Origin of the sequence: Streptomyces alkaliphilus (assembly GCF_014141535.1) — a bacterium.
Taxonomy (GTDB): Bacteria; Actinomycetota; Actinomycetes; order Streptomycetales; family Streptomycetaceae; genus Streptomyces; species Streptomyces alkaliphilus.
In genome coordinates, this window is record NZ_VKHT01000916.1 from 1 (window position 1) to 2,014 (window position 2,014).

General features: G+C 76.3%; 1 protein-coding gene. It reads left to right on the plus strand.

The genetic code is table 11. The features are described 5' to 3' along the window. The coding region (locus FNQ90_RS21105; protein ID WP_182607804.1) for a hypothetical protein at nt 1-2,007 on the plus strand (2,007 nt) is incomplete at its 5' end. Nucleotides 2,008-2,014 lie beyond the last annotated feature (7 nt).

Sequence of the window (2,014 nt, forward strand, 5' to 3'; positions counted from 1 at the left end):
GTGGGGGCCGACGAGCGGGACGTGCTCCAGGAGCACGATGACACCCTTCACGACGACCTCGACACCACCCCCGAACCGGCCGCCTCGGAGCGGTCGGTGCGCCGGGGCCGGCCGCGCGCGGTGCCGCTGCTGGTGCACGGCACCAACGGCGCGGCCGCGCTCACCGGTGCCGCCTACGTCGGCGCCGGGGCCGCCGGACTGATGGCCGTGGGCGCGGCCGGGGCGGCGGCCGGGGCCGCCGCCCTGTACCGCTCCCGCCGTACCACCCGCACCCGCCCCGCCACCGGAACCCGCAACGGGGGTTCGGGCGGCTCCGGGCGGGGCGGTTCGGGCGCCGGTGGCGGATACCGCTCCGGGGCCGGCGGTGGTGGGTGGCGGACCGGATCCCGGTCCGGCGGGCTGATCGGCCCGCGCAACGGCTCCGGCTCCGGTTCCCGCTCCGGGCTCGGGTCCGGCGGCCTCGGCAGCGGCCGGTCCGGTTCCCGCAACGGCCCGGGCGGCGGCTCCGGCACCGGGCGGTCCGGTGGCGGCACCGGCCGTTCCGGCTCGTGGTTCGGCTCCGGTGGGTCCGGGCGGTCCGGTGGCGGGTTGGGCACGGCCGGGACCCGCGGCCCGGGCACCGCCCCCCGCTCCGGCCGGGAGGACAAGCCCGGTCGGCTGCGGGGCGCGGCCCGGTGGCTGAACGGGCGCCGCGACCGCCAGGAGCGCCGGGACCGGAACACCGACCCGACCACCGACAAGCACCGGCGCCGGAACCCGGACCGGAGCACCGACCCCCGCAAGAAGACCAGGAAGGAGAAGGACAAGAAGCCCGGTGCGGTCGATCGGTCCCGGTCGGGCCGGCTGCGCCGGTGGGTGCGGGCGGCGGCCGGTCGGCTGAGCCCGACCCGCACCCGCGGGGCCGACACCACGGCGGCCGGGACCACCAAGCCGGGCTCGCCCGTCGGGGGCCGGTGGTACCGGCTGCGCCGGATCGCCGCCCGCAAGACGGCGCACTGGGCCCGGTGCGGCGCGGCCGGACTGGTGGCCGCGTTCGCGGGGCTGCTGACCCTCCCGGCCTCCGTGCTGTGGGGGCTGTGGCGCACCATCACCCGTCACCGCGACCCGCTGCACGCCTGGCTGCTGCCCATCCGGATCGCCGGCCGCGTCTGGCGCCGGCTGCGGCGCCGCTCCCGGCGCCGCCACGACCGAGAGCAGCGCGCCGACGCGCTGACCCTCACCGTTCACCGAGGAAAGGACGACACCACCATGAGTGGAAGTCTGACCCCTGTCGAGATCACCTTCGACCCCACCCACTCCCGGTTCGGGCAGGCGATGAACGCCGCCCACGCCGCCTACACCGGCTACCGCCCGCGCAGCATGATGGAGGTCGCCGCCGAGTACGCCGGACTGCCCAACTCCTTCCACTCCACCGCCGACGCCATCCGGCACCTGACGCTCAACTGCGCCGGGAAGTACCCCTGCTCCCCCCGCGCGGCCGGGAAGTTGGGCGAGGCGTACGAGCGGCTGCTCATCGGCGCGGCCCGCGCCCGCGACATGGTGAGCCTGTTCCGGGACCTCCACGCGTTCGACATCGAGCGCATCCGCAACCCGCGCACCAACGAGTGGATGTGGAACGTCACCCCCCTCGCCGCGGAATCCCCCGAGGGCGCGATGTTCGCCCCCGGCCGCCTGGAGAGCGGCTGCGTCATGGTCGGGGTGCTCTACCGCACCTACGAGCCGGAACACATGATGGACGTCGGCAACGAGATGGCCGGGATCGGCCTGGGCCTGGCCCACCTCGGGGAAGCACTGGGCGAGCTGCACCACCGCACCCGTACCGCCTACCCGGTCGATGAGCGGGTGACCGACGAGCTGGGGACGCTGGCGAGCATCGCCCGCGCGGCGGCCGACGACGCCGCCCTGGCCGCCAAGCTCTACGCGGCCGATCACGCCCGGGAGATCCACCACAACCTCCACCCCCGCAAGGGGATGGCGGGCGAAGCGATGTGGAACGCCCCCCGCTGAACCCACC